The sequence below is a fragment of the Blautia intestinalis genome (assembly GCF_014297355.1).
Taxonomy (GTDB): domain Bacteria; phylum Bacillota; class Clostridia; order Lachnospirales; family Lachnospiraceae; genus Blautia_A; species Blautia_A intestinalis.
This window is the reverse complement of the sequence record NZ_JACOQE010000030.1, coordinates 1-1,432: the sequence shown is the minus strand read 5'-3', so window position 1 is coordinate 1,432 and position 1,432 is coordinate 1. Positions and strand designations below refer to the sequence as shown.

The window sequence follows — 1,432 nt, the reverse complement described above, 5'->3', positions numbered from 1 at the left end:
GAAGATGATGCAGGGCTTGATTTGATTGATTTCTATGTTCTTCCGCATTATCTTACAGCACCATTTAAGAAAGTTACCGAGAAAATAATGACTGAGTTTTCGGATTTGAATCTATGCCCGATTAACAACCGTCAGGGAATTGTAATTGATGGTGAAGGTTCAAAGGTTATTTGTAAAGACTAATTTGAAAATTCCCATTTATCAAGCCCTTTGAGAGAGGAGGAATCTTTTCTCAAAGGGCTTTTTCTATTTTTACGGATATTCGCAAACTACAAGAAAAAGCCGAAACCTCATATACTTTAATCACAAAGGAAGTGGAGGTTTTGATATGAGTAACAGTTTATCGGCAGTACATCCCGAATTGATTGCGGAATGGTCGGAGAAGATAGACATACTAAAGGAACATCTCTGTAAACAACGTGGAATCAAACTCATTAAGTTGCCGATGAACGGTAACAGCAATAGAACTTACGCCGGAAGGAACGGGTTACAGAGCGAAAACACGCTTTGCTAAATTCTATAATCTGCCCGAACTTATGGCGATGTTCAAAGAGGTTGCAGACATTAAAACAGCCGATATGCTTAATCTTCCTGTACCGGAAGCAGAGTATCATAATGTGTCGGTTGAACCGTCCGAAATGCAGAAAGAAATGGTTGCCTCCCTTGCAGAGCGAGCCGAGAAAGTTCGTGGAGGAGGTGTAGATTCAAGCGTAGATAATATGCTCAAGATAACAAACGACGGAAGAAAACAAAGATAAAAAGTCAGCACAATTAGTGTTCTGCGACTTATCGACACCAAAGAATGACGGAACATTTTCTGTCTACAATGACATCAGAAAGAAGTTCATAGAGCGAGGTGTTCCCGAAAGCGAAGTCCGATTTATCCACGAAGCAGAAACCGATGTGAAAAAGAAAGAACTGTTTCAGAAAGTTCGTAAAGGAGAGGTCAGAGTGCTGATGGGTTCGACTCAAAAGATGGGTGCCGGCACGAATGTTCAGGACAGGCTTATTGCACTTCACGATGTTGATTGTCCTTGGCGACCGGCAGATGTAGGACGGATTTTGCGGACATTCAAAATAAAAAAGAATGTGGAGGTAACAGACAATGGCAAAATCATTATTTGAGGAACTGGGCGGCAAATACGAAAGGCAAGGGGATTATTTGATACCGTGCTTAACTGTACCCGCCGAAGAAGAACAGGCAATAGGCATCTGGGGGCAACGGCATTTAGATTATCTAAAACAGTACCGTAAAGTTACATACACCAATCTTCTTACAAGCGGCAGGCTAAACGCCTACCTTGCCGACATCAACAGACAGGCACAGGAACGCTTTGAAAGGCTCATAGAGGGTATGAAACAGGCACAGGGCATAACGGAACAGCTAAAGGCAGAAAACGCCTTAGAATGGACAGGATGCCTCAATAACATA

2 protein-coding genes and 1 pseudogene are annotated in these 1,432 nt (G+C 42.2%); all 3 read left to right on the top strand.

All coding sequences use genetic code 11. The annotated features are described in order from the left end of the window. Positions 1-183: Type 1 glutamine amidotransferase-like domain-containing protein (locus tag H8Z79_RS16600; RefSeq protein ID WP_187002972.1), on the top strand; the 183-nt coding region annotated here is incomplete at its 5' end. Positions 184-449: 266 nt separating this feature from the next. Continuing rightward, positions 450-1,125, top strand: a pseudogene (locus H8Z79_RS16595) (hypothetical protein); the annotation flags it as partial. Next, on the top strand, positions 1,106-1,432 hold a 327-nt coding region (locus tag H8Z79_RS16590; RefSeq protein ID WP_187002971.1), incomplete at its 3' end, for a TnpV protein. The pseudogene H8Z79_RS16595 and the gene H8Z79_RS16590, both read left to right, overlap by 20 nt.